This window comes from Candidatus Nanosynbacter sp. TM7-074, assembly GCF_041006295.1.
In the GTDB taxonomy this organism is placed as follows: Bacteria; Patescibacteriota; Saccharimonadia; order Saccharimonadales; family Saccharimonadaceae; genus Nanosynbacter.
Window position 1 is genome coordinate 389,985 of record NZ_CP158487.1, and the last position, 15,151, is coordinate 405,135.

Consider the following 15,151-nt stretch of genomic DNA (forward strand, 5'->3'; position numbering starts at 1 on the left):
TTACCCGCCATGAATACACTACTTCTCTAAGTAATCATTATGACGAAAAATGTCAATAAAATCAAGGGGTTTGCATAACTATCCTAAGCAGCAGTCGGCAATTCTTCCTCAATAGATCCCGCACAAACAGGAATAGGCTCGCCGAGCGGATTCTTCAAAACACCCAGCAAAGAAAAGGCAGCTCTCCCTAAGGCCTCGCGTACGCGAGCAGTCTGAGGAACATCAAATTCCACGTCATGACGAGAATACCGACCAGCTAGTCTACCCACAACTCCGAATGAGCCCACCTCTCCACCATGCTTTTCATACGTACGAGGATTAACACGCCTTACAGCATCAGGAAATCTTTCATCGGCACCGGGAGAGGCGTAAGCGCAAAGTTTGGTGACTCTGCTTCCCATGGATCGACCAAAGTCCTCTCGTGCTTGCTCTGCTATATCCTTAAGATAATCCGACCAAGCTTCCTCAGAATCATCGCTCACGCCAAAAGTCTCCATATACATAGGCCTGCCCGCTTGATTATCGCCATATTGCGGAGCAAATCTGCCCCTTTTAATAGTTACTCTCGCAGCAGCCAGTAAAACGCCGCTACCGAGCCTTTTTACTGCATAAATTCCAGAATCCCGCCTACGCACCTCACGTCGTAAATTGCCTGGACTATTTATATCACGAATAGCACTTGTTAAGACGGGATTTGTCTGCCCTTCGCCTATAAGATTCCCCGCTCTCAGCCACATATCACGGATAGATTCCGCACATTCATCATCAATTTCATCTGGCGTCAGTCTGCCTATTCGTATCTCCTCAAACATCAATTCCTCCATTTATCTCAATCTCATCAATCAGCATATCATGAACCTCTTCGACATTTCCATCTGCTAAGACAACTGGGATATCGTAATCCTTGGCAATTTCCAGATAGCCATCATCAACTTTTTCCTGAAAGTCCTGTCCGCGCGATTCAAAAGCGTCGGGATTTTTCAGCTCGCCGCGCATGGCAATTCGCTCCTCGCGCTTGTCATGGCTCAAACTTAGGATAATCATAATATCGGGGCGCAAATACCTCTCACCAGTAAATAATTTGGTCAATCGTAAAATCTCAGACTCATCATAACCTTCGCCTCGACCCTGATAAACCAGCGTTGAAATATAGTTGCGCGCACTCAGGACAATCTCCCCGCGCTCTAAAGCCGGCTGAATTTTTTCTTGCCACAATTCTCGGCGTGCTGCAGAAAATAACGCCACGTTAACAGCCGCCGAACGGGCCAGATCACCGTTCTTAATCACCTTTCTTAGCTCATCGGCTATCGGCGTTGATTTCTCTGGATCTTCACTGCCAGGCTCCTCGACTACGCAAACCGTCCGCCCACGCTCTCGAAAGTAATCTGCTAACTTAGCCACCTGCGTTGATTTGCCCGTTCCGTCATTGCCTTCAATAACAATATATTTTCCCAAACTACCCATCGTCACCTCGTAATTACAATATGCGGCTTCTGTAAAAATACCAGCCATTTTTTCGTTTTGCCATCAATTTTTATCAAGTGAGTATGCTGATGTATCATCGACTTGGTTTTGCTGCCTTGGGCTCGAGCATAAATTGAATAGCCGCTAGATTCAAACCTGGCAACCTGATTAATGTAGTCAATTTTTTCCTCATCCTTCAAATTCGCCAACGAATCGACGTGCCGCTTAGGTATCACCATTAGATGATCATTAACACCGCAGCCGTCCCAAAAATCATAGCCAAATCGATTTTTAATGATTAGACAATGTTTTGTTTCTTCTACGACTTGACTTGTGTGCTGTTTTACCAATTGACAGAAGTCGCAACTTTCAGATTTATTACTTTTCTTATGATTATTATATTCTTTTTCTTTCGTCCGCCAACGGAACATTGAGCCAGTCATCATTATAAAATCCCCTCGCTTAGACCCGGAATTTCCATCGGTTTATGTCGATTGTCCTTAAAGGCTCGCGGCAACATCATTTCAGGTTGCCAAGTTTTTATCAATTCATCCAAATCATCAGTGTGCTGATATTTACCACTCATACCACCACGACCACTAGCGTAACCGCCGTCAACCGGGCCAGTGTGATGAAAAATCAGCTGCCCAATCCTCTCGCCAACAGGCAGTACTACACTTTCGTGTTTATTCAAATTGTAAATCTCAAGTGTAATCCGATTAATATAACCCGGATCAACCCAGCCCGCATCAAAACACACTGCCACGCCATTTCTACCCCACGAACTACGACTTTTCACCTCAGCCGCGCCACCGTGCGCCCGAATCCCTACAAATTCATGCGTATGTGCTAAAATTCGCTCACCAGGCTTTAAGACGATTATCGGATGATCTGGCGGAATATTTTGAAACTCTCGAAAGCCATGCCGCTTACACCACTCGGCGTGAGGCATTGCTTTAAGAGGGCCTTTAAAGTAGCGGTCAACGTCCGCCTCATCAAATGGATTATAAACCCGAGATATCTCGTCATATTCCTGTTTATAAAAATTAAAGCCTAGCGTAAAATCTAAGCTGGCCTCTGATACGTTTTTTGGATTGAATGGCGTACAGACAATTGTCCCGTCATCAATTGCCGCCAATATATCTTTATTTGAATACACGCTCACTAAAAACCTCCCATTGCGTGATTTTTCTACCAAATCTCATTATGGCAAGTTTCCGTATTTCCAGCAAGCTTTTCGTAAATTTTACATCATGATAGACTAAAATCATGGAGAAAGCCATTGTTGTTGCCTATGATAAAAATCGTGCTATTGGACGAAACGGTGATTTGCCGTGGGGCCGGAGCTTACCGGCAGATCTGGCACATTTTAAGAAACTGACAAAGGGCGGCAATGTCATTATGGGCCGAAAAACCTTTGAATCAATCGGCTCACGTCCGCTACCAGAGCGTGAGAACATCGTTATTTCCTCACGGCCCACTGGCGTTAAGAAAGTGTTGACAGCCATGAATTTACAGAGCGCCTTAGCTTTGTCGCGATATCCGACTTTCATTATTGGCGGCTCGCAGGTTTATAGAGATGCACTGAAAACACCAGAAATTGATACTATTTACGCCGCTGAGGTGGACGCTGCATTTTCAGACGCTGACACCTTTTTCCCAGAGATAGACATGACTGTTTGGCAAGAAGTTAATCGTACCCATCATCCGGCAGACGATGACAATGCCTACGCTTTTGATTTTGTGACATATAAGAGAAAATGGTACTCTTAAATTGACAGTATTTGATACTTGTGATATAATATAACACATGAATAACGAGGCGCGTATACAAATATTAAACCCTGAAGACAACTCAGAATACACTACGGACGCAATACTCAGAGGCGCACGATACCCCGACGAGGCTACCGGACTACTCAGAGAGGATATCATGCTGTTCAATAAAGTGCCCGGCGATGATGAACGAGTAAAGTATACGGCAGGAAAGATTGCCACCTTATTGTATGACCCGGAAGCTGACAAGTATATACTTCCGCCAAAGAAAAATTCCCGCAAAAAGTAAACTATAGCCATTTCAGTCGACAGACATAATCAACTTACACCGCTATCGGCGCTTTTATCGCTGGATAACACTCATAATCCTCCAGGCGAATATCGTCAATGGTGAAGTCATCGATATTCTTAATATCAGGATTCAGCCATAGTTTCGGTAGTGGCAGCGGACGACGCGACAGTTGCTCGTCAACCTGCGCACGATGATTGTTATAAATATGCGCACTATTTAGCGTATGGATGAATTCACCCGGCTGTTTATCTGTCACCTGAGCGATCATCGACAGCAGCAGCGCGTAGCTAGCGATGTTAAACGGTACGCCCAGGAACATGTCTGCCGAACGCTGAGTTAACGCCAGATCCAGCTTATCCTTCTCGCCGTCCCCGCCTGGACAAACATTAAACTGGAACATGGTGTGGCATGGCGGCAGTCCGCCCGACTGTACGATATCGTCAATTTCCGCCACATTCCAGGCGCTGACGATGTTGCGCCGCGACGTCGGATTATTCCGTATCATGTCGATAGCATTTTGGATTTGGTCAATCGTCCCGCCCTTGCCGTCCGGCCATTTGCGCCACTGCACGCCGTAAACTGGGCCTAAATCACCCCATTCCTCAGCAAAGACGTGATCAGTCGCAATTTTTTCAATAAACAATTTCATGCCAGCGCGCCACTCCTCGCCGTTGATCTCCGGGATAGTCTGGCCCGTTTTCTCTAAATAATTCTTGTACGGCCATTCGTCCCAGATATGCACGCCATTTTGTGCCAGATATTCAATGTTGCCCGTACCCTTGAGAAACCACAGCAGCTCGTGAGCCACGCTGTTGAAATATAATTTCTTGGTAGTCACAGCCGGAAAACCATCCGCCAAATCATACCGCGTCTGCACGCCAAATACTTCCGTCGTACCTGTGCCGGTGCGGTCACCTTTTTTCACGCCACTGTCACGAACCTGCCGTAACGTTTCTAGATATTGCCTCATAGCCCCTCCTTGCCTTTTCTTAATTATGACAATATCTTAGCATAACAACAAGCGAAGATGGCGGTAGTTTTAACAACGGTCGCTGTATTGATTGTTCTTTAGGAATCATGACGCGAGACTGCGCAGAGCCTACGCCAGCTTACTTAAAACCTTATCAACCAGCCCGTATTTTACTGCTTCCTGAGGACTCATCCAGTAGTCGCGCTCCATGTCGGCCTTGACTTTACTGAGTTTCTGTCCAGTATTTTTAGCCATAATTTTCGCCAGCATTTCTTTGACTTCCAGGGTTTCTTTCAAATCGATTTCCATATCGGTCACCTTGCCGCGTGTACCAGAGGAAGGCTGATGAATCATCACCTTGGCGTGCGGCAAACAAAATCGCTTGCCCTTGGCGCCAGAACTGAGCAAAAACGCGCCCATACTGGCCTGCAGACCGATACCATAGGTCGCCACGTCCGGCTTGATAAAATTCATAGTGTCATAAATCGCCATGCCGTCATAGACGCTGCCGCCCGGACTATTGATATAGAGAGAGATATCCGCCTCTGGATCAACGTACGCCAGGTGTAGTAGCTGCGCCACTACACTGTTGGCGGTGTGCTCGTTGACCTCCTCGCCGAGGAAAATAATCCGCTCATTCAGCAGCCGCGAATAGATATCAAACGCCCGCTCGCCATCGGCTGACTTTTCGATAACAGTGGGAATAAGGTATGATTTTGGCGAGCTCATCTTATTTATTCGTGTTTAATTCTACCAATTTGGCGACCGTTTTATCCGTAATCATTCGATTAGCGATATCACGGTGCACATTTGGATTATCAAATTGCTCCAACATTTTCTTATCCTTGCCGTATTGCTGCTTAAAGAAGTCAATCTGCTTCTGAATCTCATCACGAGAAGCCTCAATCTTCAATTCTTTTGACAATTCCGCCAAAACCAGACCAGCCTTAACGCGCTTTTCCGCAGCTGGACGAGCTTCTTTCTTTGTCCAATCGTCTTTATCCTTAAAGCCCTGAGTCTTCAAGTAGCTATCCAGGCTTAGTCCGCTATACATCAAATTCTGCGTCAAATCACGCTCAATTGACCGCAATTGATCTTCAACCAAAAGCTCCGGTAGTGCAACCTTACTCTTCTCCGCCAATTCACTAACTAGCGCGTCCTTAAACTTCTCGTCAGCTTCACGATCTTTCTGCATGGTCAGTTCGCGCTTGATGTCTGCTTTCACTTCTTTCATCTCTGTAAAAGGACCACACTTTGCTGCAAATTCATCATTCAACTCTGGCAATTTTAGCTCGTTAACTTTATGGATTTTTACAGTAAAGACAACATCTTGACCAGCCAAATTATCAGCGTGATAATCTTCTGGGAATTTCAATTTTAGATCAAACTCCTCACCAGCTTTATGGCCAATCACGCCTTCTTCAAAGCCTGGAATAAATTGACCGTCACCAAGCTTCAAGCCATACTCCTTCGCCGAGCCACCCTCAAATGCCACGCCGTCTTTTTTACCAGTAAAGTCAATCACTGCTTCATCGCCAGCTTTAGCTGTACGCTTGACTTCTGATTTTTCAGAATAGTTTTTACGAATTCGCTCAATGACGTCATCGACTTCTTTATCTTCAACCTTAGCTACTTCTTTTTTAGCTTTTAGCTTTTTATAATCACCCAGCTTCACCGGTGGGATAATCTCAACTTCAGCCGTAAATTCTAATTCAGCACCCGGCACAAATTTCTTAACCTCAACACTTGGTCGGTCCAAAGCCTGCAATTTTTCCTGCAAAAACGCCTCAGCTACAGCCTTTGATAAAGCATTTTCTAAAATCTGCTCTTGTAGGACATTAGGGCCGACGTGCTTAGCGGCCACGCTTGCCGGAACTTTGCCTTTACGGAATCCTGGAACCTTAATGTCACGAGCCAACTTCGTCAGAGAAACCTGCTCGGCATCAGCTAATTCACTCGCACCCAGAGAAATCGTCAATTGAACTTTAGTATCTGATATTTTTTTTACAGTCGTCTTCATAAAGACTAATTATAACAGATATCAGATTAGAGCTCAAACATTGCGTCTTCGTCGCCATCATATCGACGATCTTTGACAATTGTCACAATCCGCTCAGCGCCAACTTTCTGCTCGTCAGACTCCACCAAATTGCGAACCGTGTACGCGCCGCTAGCAATTTCTTCCTCACCCACAAATACGGCAAACGGAATTTGTTTTTTCAGCGCCGCTTTTATCTGCTTGTCAATTTTTCGCCCAGTAATGTCCAGTTCAGCTCGCACACCTTCGTTGCGTAATTTTCGCGCCAAATCATCCGCGCCCGCTAACGACTCCTTAGATACCGGAATTATATAGACGTCTGTCTTAGATTTTAATTTAGGCAATAAATCGTGAACCTCTAAGAATTGCTGCATAGTCGTGGCACCCATGCCAACCCCGACCGTTGAAATCGATTCAACACCAAATAGCCCAACCAGACCATCATATCGTCCACCGCCAAACAACGCTCGGTTATTCTCTGGCGAATTATCAAACAACTCAAACACCATACCAGTGTAATAATCCAAACCGCGCATCAGCGTGACGTCAAACACCGCATTTTCAATACCTTTTTGACGAAGCAGTTTCATTACTTCACGCAGCTGCTTAACACTGTCGTCACTCGCTAGCTCACTCGGCAAATCATCAACCGATTTCATACTAATCATTTTCGCCAACTTCGGTAAACCTTCTGACGCTTGTCCGCCAAAAATCTCAATTGCTTGGCGCTTAAATTCTTCAGCGGGAATCTTATTTTTCCTGTCCAGCAACTTCATCATCATCGTCGATCCAACAATATCAAGTTTCAGGAATTGACTCATTAGCCGATTAATCAATTGGCGATTATTCACTCTGACCGTGAACATTTCTTGCTTGGCGCCAAAATTCATCACGCTAGCGTGGCTAAGCTCAATAATCTCCGCATCCGCTGCCGCACCATCTACGCCAAACAAATCTGCATTCAGTTGCCAAAACTCGCGCTCACGCCCCCGTTGCGGCCGCTCATAACGCATAAAATTAGCAATTGAATACAGCCTGGCTGGCATGGCTAGCTCCTGACGCTTGGCGGCCACCATTCGAGAAATCGACGGCGTCATCTCAGGACGAATTGCCACCATCCGACCCCCACGATCCTCAAAAGCATAGGTTTGCTCGCCCGCCAGCTCTTGGCCTGACTTGGCCAGATAAATATCTAACGGCTCCAATAGCGGCGCGCCGTATTCTTCGTAACCAAAACTCTCCGCCGTCTTGTGCCAAACGTTGAAAATGTAATTCTGCAGACGCTTTTCCTCTGGAAAATAGTCCCGTGAACCTTTGTAATTCTGTGTTGATAAACTGCTCATGTTAGTTCCATTATGTCATTATTTCTTATTTATAGCAATCAAAAACGCCGAGGCAGAACTCGGCGCGGACAATCAAAAATCAGAGTTCTACCTCGGCAATACGTGTGAATGATGGAGTTTGACTGAACTCATATTTTTGTTATAGCAAATTTTGTGCTTTTTGTAAAGTAACTGTTGACAGCGGGTCCGATAATTGATATATATATATATCAGCCTTTGCGTTCGCAGAGGTCGGCGTTTCGCCTAGATATTAGGCTTGAGACGTCCCACTTTGCGGAGAATAGTCTTTCTCCGCCCGACTCCAGAAGGAGTTCAACATGGGAAAGAGCAACAACGGCCGCTTTGAGAGCCAGTCCGAGAGGGACGTTGACGGACCCGCGTACGTTGGAGTAGACTCCAGCGGCATTCACAGGGATACCAACACTCCCGTTGCTTCGGAGTTCATCGTTGACGGCGGCTCCGGAAGCTCCCATGTCCACATGGGGTTCGATGAGAACGGAGACATCCTGTTCATCAACGGACGCCAGAACTAGCAAGCACCCCTAAAGGTGCAGCCCCGTTGGCTATATAGCCAACGGGGCAATTTCACTCTTCAGGAACATAAACCAAACCATCTTCATCAGCAGAGCCAGTAGCCCAACTGCTCATGATTTCAGAACGATGAGATTCGAATACTTGCCTATTTTTTATTTCAGGCTCTCTCCAGCTAGCATAAATGAGAGGTTCCCATTTCACAGACGGGTGAGAGATGATATAGTTAACTATTTCTAAAGCTTCATCGGGGGTATCGCAATCATTCCAAGATTTCATTATGTCTTCTTCAAGGTTTTTCATTTAGGCTCCCTTCTTTCAAGAAATTTTACTGGCAACCGTGGGTAGTGCATCTTTTATAAACTACATCCTGCGTACCCTCTGTTACTATTATTTTAGCAAAATGTATGGATTTCAGACAAAACCAATTAGCTAGGCCTTGGCGAGCTATTCCCGCTCAACACATGCTGCTGCAACCAGCAATACATCGCCACAGTTGCTGCCGCGCCGACATTGATGGAACGGGTCGAGCCGAATTGTTCGATGGCGACGATTTTGTCTGCCATCTGTGCCATCTCCTCGGAGATTCCTGGACCTTCTTGACCAAATACCAAAACCGCACGCTTCGGCAAGTTCGTCTCTGACATATTAACACTCCCAGGAATATTATCAATAGCAATAATTTCCCTGCCCTCATCACGCATCTTCTCAACAAATTCTTCGGTCGTCGCCAAATACGTAATGTGCAGATATTTATCCGTCATCATGGCACCACGCTTATTCCATTGCCGCCTGCCAATCACATAAATCTGCCGCACACCAAACGCATTGGCGCTCCGAACAATTGTCCCCATATTAAAATCCCGCTCGGTGTTCTCAAGGGCAATCACCAAACCGTGGTCTTCAGAATCCAAATCCTTTATGATTTCCGATTCACTCCGACCCTTAAACTTATCAATGACGTTTCTTTTATCTTCCATCTCTGTTATTTTATCAAAATTCCTGAATAAATAACAAAAATCGAGAGTCTTCTATTGACTTTTTTACATAAGTGTGATATAAATGAAAGTAGCTTTCGCTGATGAGTTGAGTAAATCCTTGTCCGAAAGTGAACTTTGACAGGCAATCGAACACAAGATGAGTTTTAATTTCTTTCTTAAGAATCATTGAGAGGAATGAAATCTCATCTTGTGTTGTTAAAGAACGACACGCTGCAATCCTGCGGATGAGAAAAACACCATGAAGGTGAAGGATATGAACTCCAAAAACTACATGCACGAGATTACAGAGAGTGCTAAGACAGCCAGGGTAGCCTGGGAGGTTCTTAAAGACCTCATCGATGGCAAATTCTATTCTGAAGATCCCGACAAGAGGAGCCGTTTCGAAACTGCGATCGAGTCCGTAGAGACTGGCACAAGTCGCCTTGTACGCATCCTCGAGGAGTACAATGAAGGGGAAGCTGGCGAAAAGAGGCTTATGCAAAAAGTCTCTATCGAGGCTGGCTTAATAGCATTGGAATTCAATGTTATTAAGAGGGCATCAAAGAGCGCCCCCCCCCCCCGGAAAGTAGCGAGGAAGAGGCACAGCTAATGATCAAGTCTAGGACTGTTATCAACGACTGCCTTTTCTACATCTCGGTAGCCTCTATTGTGCAGTCCCAGTAGCCTCTCTCTACATGGCAGGTGATTGTTCTTTTACGATTGCCTGTCATGTAGACTCTGAATTTATGACATTAAAAATCACCCTGACTACGGGTGATTTTCTTATGGTGAAGATATGTCAAATATTGGTGCGGATGAAAGGACTTGAACCTTCACGTACTTGCGTACACTAGCACCTGAAGCTAGCGCGTCTACCAATTCCGCCACATCCGCATGGGCTACGCGTTATTATAGCCCAATTTTCACCCAGTATCAAGCTTGATTACGAAGCTTGCACCACGCGTTTAATTCCGCCGCCAGTTCCTTTGGCTGAGCCTCCGCTTTAATTCCTGGATTAAAAATTCCAGCTGGATCAAAGATTTGCTTCACCTTCGCGTATAATTGTTTTTCATCATCTGGCAGATTTTTATAGATAAAGTTGGCTTTTAGCCGACCATCACCACCAAAGCCCGCAAATGAACCACCGTATTTTTCAATAATCTGCGCGATTTCAGTCAGTAATTGTAAGATCTTCTGACGCTCGCTCACCTTTTTACTGTCAAATGTTGGATATAATGCGATGCAATCACTCGAAAAGTCAATAAATACCGGAAGATTCACGCCGTACTTTGCCTCCAGAGATTTCAAATCGCCGATGAAACTATCCATTTTCTCTGGCGCCATTAAAATCCCAGAAAACGCACGTGGCGTAATCATGTGTGGTTCGCTTGGGTTTTCCGCTAGCGCCAAAACCGAATGCAAACTGAACAGGTCCTGCTCTTCTAAATGTAGTGTTTTTATATCAACCACTTCTGATGATTCCAATTTTCGCGTCAACTTTTTAGCTGCTTTATTACGCGCTCGGTCTGAAAAATCATCAAAAATAGCCAGAACCACAGCACCCTTAAAACATTCTTTTGGCGCCCACTCAACAACCTTTCCCACGCTGGCTGCCTGACGGAAGAATCGCCCGTCAATTATCTCCACAGAGGAAGCTTTATTCTTTATTGCCAGCTCGACAGCCGACTGGGCGTCTGACAATTTCTTATACGAAGCTGCAATAACCGAATATTCTGGATGGACGAATTGAGCTTTCATAATGACTTCACAAATTATGCCCAAGCTTCCCTGACTACCAATAAATAACGGCGTTAAATCGAACGAACCATCCTTCTGCTTAACCCGGGAAATTCCACTATAGCCCACAGTATCCGGCAAATCTGGATCCATCTGGGCGATCAACTCAGCATTGTCCGAAATTAAGTTATCAACCTCTCGATAAATCTCGCCCTCAAACGTCGACAATCCCTTTTTCTTGCTCAGATCACGTCGAGATATCCGACCGGTCTGGATGACATCGCCATTACTCAGAACGACCTCTAGTTGCTGGACAGTGCTAGCAAAATGACCGTGACTTCCAGACAGCATGCCAGCCGGAGCAGTACTGATAGTGCCACCAATCGTGCCATCTTCTGCAATATATGAAGTTCGTGGCAGCCCTAGACCTTTATGAGTCGACAAAGTTGCGTTAATTGCTGAAAGTGAAATTCCCGCTTGCGCATGAATTAGCTGCTGGCGAGGATCAATACCAACCACACGATTCATGTAAGCTTTTTCATCAATTGCGATACCTTTATTCGCTGCCGCACCCGTCTCATCTGTACCACAGCCACGAACAAATACCGGCAAAACATGACCTTTTTCCGCTAATTGCGAACAAAACCGCATCACTTTTCTAATGTCATTCATATTAGCCGCCCGAACAACCATTTCTGGCCGACGAGCCAAAAGTCCGTTGTCGACTTCAAACTGGCTCAGCGCAAAATCCTGCGATACAACTTCGCCGCTCAGATGTTCATTCAAATATTTCGCAACTTTATTCATTAATCCTCCTTGGTCTATTGATTTAATTTTAGCATAAGCATGTGTAGTTGATAAGTAGAATTTACTTTGATATAATCAGATTATGCGGATGTGGCGGAATTGGTAGTCGCGCTAGCCTTAGGAGCTAACAAGCTCGCTTACCTATTCTTGTATTTTATAGGGGTAATATAGCCTCTTTTAGACTCCTTTATTGTTTATAAGGATGTTTTTGCTTGATCGTTGTCGTTATGTTTATTGTAAATTTTATCAGTTACAGCGAGAAGTGCATTTGATTTTTCTGTTCGGTTGAGTGAGTATAGATTTGCAAGGTTGTTGTTATTGAAGAATGCCCAAGGATAACTTGTGCATCTTTTGCCGAGACGTTAGCTTCTTTGAGCATTGTAGCAACGCTGTGGCGAATCTCATGAAGCGTTATCTCTTTTAATCCCACTTTTCGAGTAGCATCTTTAAATGTTTTGATAAAACTCCTACCGTCTATCGGGTTGTCTTTTTTAGTAAGGTAGAGAAGTTCGTGGCCATCTGGATAGAGCCATCGTTCATATTCTGCTTGCAGCTCCTGTTTTATACTCGGCAGAAGTGGCAGATCGCGAGCACTTGCCCTTGTTTTGAGTGAGCCGAGTTTTGGCTCATGTCCTACGAGATAAACTTGCTGCCTGATATGTATAGTGTTTTCGGTAAAGTCAATGTCTTTCCAGTGCAAGCCAAACGCTTCACCGCGTTGTAATTCATAATGACACATAATAAGGAATAAACCGTAGTATGGATGGTCTGTCATAGAGTAAGATGCCTTAAAAATGCTATAATGCTCTCCAGTATAGGCAACAAGTTTAAGGAGGAAAGATTATGGATTATAAAGAAATAAAGCTTAATGTTTCAAATGATAAAATTAAAGAATATAAGCAATTTGAGGGCTTAAAAATATATTCTGATATTTTTAAATCTGAAGATGAAAAGGTATTGATCAACAAAAGAATATACGTTACAAAAAAACAGAATTATGTTTATTACGAAAGAACAGATGTAAATTGGAATTATTGGTCAAGCAAAAGAAATTATAATTCAACATTTAATCCGGAGAATGATAGTAAACACAACATTATATTTGAAGTTTCATCAGAATTAAGCGATTTTATTAAATATTTAGGAGAAGAAATAATTCGGAAGATTGAATTGAAACAGCACAATGGAAAAATTGTTGAGATATTAGATATTTGATTGTGTTATGAAGAATAAAGCATTGACTGAAAATATAATATCTACTCAAGCACGTAAAATTCCTAATCTTAGTAATATCAATTAAATAAAAATAGTATAAAAACAGTAAATCAAAAAAGGTTTACTGTTTTTTCTTTGCTTAAAAATAGAAAGAGAGGAAAAGAAAAAATGAAAGGTCGCTTTTTCAAGCGACAATTTCGAAAAAATTCAGATTTTGGTGCGGATGAAAGGACTTGAACCTTCACGCCGTGAGGCATATGCTCCTAAGGCATACGTGTCTACCAATTCCACCACATCCGCATATTTGATATTGTGAAATATTTCTGTAAGTAAGTATATCAGTAAATAAAATAAATTACCACATTTTTAACATTTTTTATTTAACAGGAATTTTCTTTGCTAAATCTAATAACAGCTCAATCAATTGCGAACTCATAATAGGAGCTTCCTCTTTGCTTTTAAATAATCCTTTTGATTTTTTAACTTGATTATTCTCTTCATTATTGAATATTCGATATGCAACTGTTTTGATAATTTCATTTCTTAGTTTTACATCACCTTCAATACTTAGCAGATAAGGCTTTAGTGCTTTAAGTTGATGAGCTGTTCGTTGATTAGCTCGCTGTGCTTTACGATGTTCGCTTGATTGAGTGGCCGTGTATCCTGCTATACCCCCAGCAAATAGCATAACAAATGCTCGAGCTATTAAGAATTGCCATGAAGCATCCTTAGTATGAATAATTTCATAAACTACCCAACAAGAAAATCCTAATACCGCAAAAAGCAAGAACATCGTTATTTTACGCCATCTATCAGCAGCTTCCATGTCTTCCTTAGCGCTACTAGAATAATCGTGGATTAGTGTTTTGTCTCCAGCTATATTCAATAATTCATCTATTCTAGCAAGACTATCTTCTGCCTTCGCCTCAGTAGCGTTGAGCTTTTTATCTATGTCATCCGTAATACGATCGGCTTCATCACTCTTTTTGATAAATGTTTCTTCAATTGTACGTTTCTGATCTTCGATAAATTTATTAACCGCCTCATTACGTACATTTTCAGATTTTGTAAATGATAGTTGCTGCTCGGTAGATATGCTATTTGATGAATCTTTTATGTCTTTTAAATCTTTGTTAAGTTCATCTATTTTTACACCAAGTGCTTCAAACTCGTTTTTAGCTTCAGTAACTTTTTCGTCAATGGTCTTTTCTGCGGTAGTTCCTTTAGCGGATATACTATCAATCTCTTTTGCTGCTGTACGCTTATATTGACCGACCGACCTATTTAATCCCGCAATAGCCTTGCGAGTTTCCTTTATGTCCATAGTGGGCGTTAATGAAGGAATGTACGACAATATATTATCGATATATCCATTCATGTAAGAAATACCTAGATACATATCATCGCGAGTGTTTTGCCAGTTATCAAAACACGAACTTGCATTTGAAAGGTGACTGCTGATATTGTCAAGATTTGATATTGATAATAGACGACTATCTGTATTATCAAGTCTATCCACTAAAAGCTCAATGACCAATTTTGCCCGATTGATAGCATCGATTGCTTCAAGAGACATACTGTCAGAGTCTATCTCATTTAACCTGGCTAATAATTTCTTGGCTGCAATATATGTGGCACTATTCTGTATACGATCTTCCCATTTACTCATGAGACGCTATCCCTTTTACTTAATTAGTTTGCCACCCCTTATTTGAACTTCAACTATAATTATATCACTTTTGTTCTTGAGAACGGCTACACCCTAAGAGTAGATAATCTTACTTATCCAATTTGATTAATTAGACTCCGCCCTAGACTCCAGAATTGACTCCTTGCAGCCCCGTACAATAACAAACAAAAACAACGAGTTAGAACTAACTCTTATATCATTTTTGCCTTTATTGTCCATTATTTGCCTGCTGTAGGCCTCTTGCCGGCGGCGTGCGTAAGTTCTCCACTAAGTGAAAAGAAGGCTTAATTATCTAGCCTTAGGAGCAT

General features: G+C 43.2%; 18 protein-coding genes and 2 tRNA genes. 5 read left to right on the forward strand and 15 right to left on the reverse strand.

Annotated elements, in window-relative coordinates:
- Window positions 1-83: 83 nt before the first annotated feature.
- From TM074_RS02055 to TM074_RS02070, 4 genes are read right to left on the reverse strand one after another with little or no spacing between them, the layout of a single operon-like run.
- Window positions 84-824, reverse strand: a complete 741-nt coding sequence (locus TM074_RS02055; RefSeq protein WP_368999973.1) for a hypothetical protein — start codon at window positions 822-824, stop codon at window positions 84-86.
- A complete protein-coding gene (tmk, locus tag TM074_RS02060; RefSeq protein WP_368999975.1) occupies window positions 805-1,512 on the reverse strand; it encodes a dTMP kinase in 708 nt (235 codons plus the stop codon). Before tmk ends, TM074_RS02055 begins: the two co-directional genes overlap by 20 nt.
- The gene (locus TM074_RS02065; protein ID WP_368999977.1) at window positions 1,467-1,910 is read right to left on the reverse strand and encodes an HIT family protein; all 444 of its coding nucleotides are present in this window, start codon (window positions 1,908-1,910) and stop codon (window positions 1,467-1,469) included. Before TM074_RS02065 ends, tmk begins: the two co-directional genes overlap by 46 nt.
- Window positions 1,910-2,629 carry a deoxycytidine triphosphate deaminase gene (locus tag TM074_RS02070; RefSeq protein WP_368999978.1) on the reverse strand — a complete coding sequence of 240 codons (720 nt, stop codon included), beginning with the start codon at window positions 2,627-2,629 and terminating at the stop codon, window positions 1,910-1,912. The genes TM074_RS02065 and TM074_RS02070 overlap by 1 nt, the downstream gene beginning before the upstream one ends.
- 104 nt (window positions 2,630-2,733) lie before the next feature.
- Between TM074_RS02070 and TM074_RS02075 the strand changes: the two genes are divergently transcribed.
- Window positions 2,734-3,237 carry a dihydrofolate reductase gene (locus tag TM074_RS02075; protein ID WP_368999980.1) on the forward strand — a complete coding sequence of 168 codons (504 nt, stop codon included), beginning with the start codon at window positions 2,734-2,736 and terminating at the stop codon, window positions 3,235-3,237.
- 37 nt (window positions 3,238-3,274) lie between these two features.
- Window positions 3,275-3,529, forward strand: a complete 255-nt coding sequence (locus tag TM074_RS02080) for a hypothetical protein (protein ID WP_368999982.1) — start codon at window positions 3,275-3,277, stop codon at window positions 3,527-3,529.
- A 34-nt stretch (window positions 3,530-3,563) separates the two neighbouring features.
- On the opposite strand, the gene TM074_RS02085 is transcribed toward TM074_RS02080, so the two are convergent.
- From TM074_RS02085 to hisS, 4 genes are all read right to left on the reverse strand, one after another.
- The gene (locus tag TM074_RS02085) at window positions 3,564-4,502 is read right to left on the reverse strand and encodes a thymidylate synthase (protein ID WP_368999984.1); all 939 of its coding nucleotides are present in this window, start codon (window positions 4,500-4,502) and stop codon (window positions 3,564-3,566) included.
- A 129-nt stretch (window positions 4,503-4,631) separates the two neighbouring features.
- A complete protein-coding gene (locus TM074_RS02090) occupies window positions 4,632-5,231 on the reverse strand; it encodes an ATP-dependent Clp protease proteolytic subunit (RefSeq protein WP_368999986.1) in 600 nt (199 codons plus the stop codon).
- Window position 5,232: 1 nt separating this feature from the next.
- Window positions 5,233-6,522 carry a trigger factor gene (gene tig / locus TM074_RS02095; RefSeq protein WP_368999988.1) on the reverse strand — a complete coding sequence of 430 codons (1,290 nt, stop codon included), beginning with the start codon at window positions 6,520-6,522 and terminating at the stop codon, window positions 5,233-5,235.
- A 26-nt stretch (window positions 6,523-6,548) separates the two neighbouring features.
- Complete coding sequence (gene hisS / locus TM074_RS02100; RefSeq protein ID WP_368999990.1) at window positions 6,549-7,883, reverse strand: histidine--tRNA ligase; 1,335 nt, start codon at window positions 7,881-7,883, stop codon at window positions 6,549-6,551.
- A gap of 317 nt (window positions 7,884-8,200) precedes the next feature.
- Between hisS and TM074_RS02105 the strand changes: the two genes are divergently transcribed.
- Window positions 8,201-8,416 carry a hypothetical protein gene (locus TM074_RS02105; RefSeq protein WP_368999992.1) on the forward strand — a complete coding sequence of 72 codons (216 nt, stop codon included), beginning with the start codon at window positions 8,201-8,203 and terminating at the stop codon, window positions 8,414-8,416.
- A gap of 52 nt (window positions 8,417-8,468) precedes the next feature.
- Here the strand turns inward: TM074_RS02105 and TM074_RS02110 are convergent, their stop codons facing one another.
- Together TM074_RS02110 and TM074_RS02115 are read right to left on the reverse strand one after the other, a co-directional pair.
- Window positions 8,469-8,717 carry a hypothetical protein gene (locus TM074_RS02110; protein WP_368999994.1) on the reverse strand — a complete coding sequence of 83 codons (249 nt, stop codon included), beginning with the start codon at window positions 8,715-8,717 and terminating at the stop codon, window positions 8,469-8,471.
- Window positions 8,718-8,842: 125 nt separating this feature from the next.
- Window positions 8,843-9,394, reverse strand: a complete 552-nt coding sequence (locus TM074_RS02115) for a TrmH family RNA methyltransferase (protein WP_368999996.1) — start codon at window positions 9,392-9,394, stop codon at window positions 8,843-8,845.
- Window positions 9,395-9,653: 259 nt separating this feature from the next.
- On the opposite strand from TM074_RS02115, the gene TM074_RS02120 reads away from it, so the two are divergent.
- Window positions 9,654-10,004, forward strand: a complete 351-nt coding sequence (locus TM074_RS02120) for a hypothetical protein (RefSeq protein ID WP_368999998.1) — start codon at window positions 9,654-9,656, stop codon at window positions 10,002-10,004.
- Between the two features lie 197 nt (window positions 10,005-10,201).
- On the opposite strand, the gene TM074_RS02125 is transcribed toward TM074_RS02120, so the two are convergent.
- The 3 genes from TM074_RS02125 to TM074_RS02135 form a co-directional block, all read right to left on the reverse strand.
- Window positions 10,202-10,288: transfer RNA gene (locus TM074_RS02125), tRNA-Leu, on the reverse strand.
- A 39-nt stretch (window positions 10,289-10,327) separates the two neighbouring features.
- Window positions 10,328-11,938, reverse strand: a complete 1,611-nt coding sequence (locus tag TM074_RS02130) for an FAD-binding oxidoreductase (RefSeq protein ID WP_369000000.1) — start codon at window positions 11,936-11,938, stop codon at window positions 10,328-10,330.
- A gap of 250 nt (window positions 11,939-12,188) precedes the next feature.
- Window positions 12,189-12,713, reverse strand: coding sequence for a site-specific integrase (locus TM074_RS02135; RefSeq protein WP_369000002.1), 525 nt, complete (start codon window positions 12,711-12,713; stop codon window positions 12,189-12,191).
- Window positions 12,714-12,781: 68 nt separating this feature from the next.
- Here TM074_RS02135 and TM074_RS02140 point away from each other — a divergent pair, with 68 nt between their 5' ends.
- Window positions 12,782-13,153, forward strand: a complete 372-nt coding sequence (locus tag TM074_RS02140; RefSeq protein ID WP_369000004.1) for an EXLDI protein — start codon at window positions 12,782-12,784, stop codon at window positions 13,151-13,153.
- A 215-nt stretch (window positions 13,154-13,368) separates the two neighbouring features.
- Here the strand turns inward: TM074_RS02140 and TM074_RS02145 are convergent.
- A tRNA-Leu gene (locus tag TM074_RS02145) sits at window positions 13,369-13,453 on the reverse strand.
- A 76-nt stretch (window positions 13,454-13,529) separates the two neighbouring features.
- Complete coding sequence (locus TM074_RS02150; RefSeq protein WP_369000006.1) at window positions 13,530-14,822, reverse strand: hypothetical protein; 1,293 nt, start codon at window positions 14,820-14,822, stop codon at window positions 13,530-13,532.
- Window positions 14,823-15,151: the final 329 nt, after the last annotated feature.

Excerpts from the sequence above, each read along its gene's own strand:
- TM074_RS02055 (WP_368999973.1), bottom strand. The coding sequence starts at position 824 with ATGGAGGAATTGATGTTTGAGGAGATACGAATAGGCAGACTGACGCCA.
- TM074_RS02150 (WP_369000006.1), bottom strand. The coding sequence starts at position 14,822 with ATGAGTAAATGGGAAGATCGTATACAGAATAGTGCCACATATATTGCA.
- TM074_RS02085 (WP_368999984.1), bottom strand. The coding sequence starts at position 4,502 with ATGAGGCAATATCTAGAAACGTTACGGCAGGTTCGTGACAGTGGCGTG.
- TM074_RS02135 (WP_369000002.1), bottom strand. The coding sequence starts at position 12,713 with ATGACAGACCATCCATACTACGGTTTATTCCTTATTATGTGTCATTAT.
- TM074_RS02130 (WP_369000000.1), bottom strand. The coding sequence starts at position 11,938 with ATGAATAAAGTTGCGAAATATTTGAATGAACATCTGAGCGGCGAAGTT.
- tmk (WP_368999975.1), bottom strand. The coding sequence starts at position 1,512 with ATGGCTGGTATTTTTACAGAAGCCGCATATTGTAATTACGAGGTGACG.
- TM074_RS02115 (WP_368999996.1), bottom strand. The coding sequence starts at position 9,394 with ATGGAAGATAAAAGAAACGTCATTGATAAGTTTAAGGGTCGGAGTGAA.
- TM074_RS02080 (WP_368999982.1), top strand. The coding sequence starts at position 3,275 with ATGAATAACGAGGCGCGTATACAAATATTAAACCCTGAAGACAACTCA.
- TM074_RS02110 (WP_368999994.1), bottom strand. The coding sequence starts at position 8,717 with ATGAAAAACCTTGAAGAAGACATAATGAAATCTTGGAATGATTGCGAT.
- TM074_RS02065 (WP_368999977.1), bottom strand. The coding sequence starts at position 1,910 with ATGATGACTGGCTCAATGTTCCGTTGGCGGACGAAAGAAAAAGAATAT.
- TM074_RS02075 (WP_368999980.1), top strand. The coding sequence starts at position 2,734 with ATGGAGAAAGCCATTGTTGTTGCCTATGATAAAAATCGTGCTATTGGA.
- tig (WP_368999988.1), bottom strand. The coding sequence starts at position 6,522 with ATGAAGACGACTGTAAAAAAAATATCAGATACTAAAGTTCAATTGACG.
- hisS (WP_368999990.1), bottom strand. The coding sequence starts at position 7,883 with ATGAGCAGTTTATCAACACAGAATTACAAAGGTTCACGGGACTATTTT.
- TM074_RS02120 (WP_368999998.1), top strand. The coding sequence starts at position 9,654 with ATGAAGGTGAAGGATATGAACTCCAAAAACTACATGCACGAGATTACA.
- TM074_RS02090 (WP_368999986.1), bottom strand. The coding sequence starts at position 5,231 with ATGAGCTCGCCAAAATCATACCTTATTCCCACTGTTATCGAAAAGTCA.
- TM074_RS02140 (WP_369000004.1), top strand. The coding sequence starts at position 12,782 with ATGGATTATAAAGAAATAAAGCTTAATGTTTCAAATGATAAAATTAAA.
- TM074_RS02105 (WP_368999992.1), top strand. The coding sequence starts at position 8,201 with ATGGGAAAGAGCAACAACGGCCGCTTTGAGAGCCAGTCCGAGAGGGAC.